This window comes from Arthrobacter sp. M4 (assembly GCF_020251205.1).
In the GTDB taxonomy this organism is placed as follows: Bacteria; Actinomycetota; Actinomycetes; order Actinomycetales; family Micrococcaceae; genus Arthrobacter.
The window spans coordinates 1-204 of sequence record NZ_JAIWYX010000095.1 but is presented as its reverse complement, the minus strand read 5'-3'; the positions used below and the strand labels follow the sequence as shown (position 1 = coordinate 204).

Genomic DNA, 204 nt, shown 5'->3' with positions numbered 1-204 from the left:
CGCCGAAGCCGGCCTGGCCATCTACAACGGCCTGGACCACGACGCCCGCACCGCCAAAGCCCAGGCAGCAGAAACCCAGGCAGCAGAACCCCTGGCCACCGAGGCCAGCATTACAGAGGCAGACTCCGCGAACACCGCTGCCCAGGCCCTGGCACAGGCGGCGGCCAACACCGCGGCGCGGGCAGGCGGAACCGGGATCCTTCA

Annotated in this window: 1 protein-coding gene; it reads left to right on the top strand. The window is 70.6% G+C overall.

The features are described 5' to 3' along the window. On the top strand, positions 1-204 hold a 204-nt coding region (locus LD110_RS23545), incomplete at both ends, for a hypothetical protein (protein WP_225502353.1).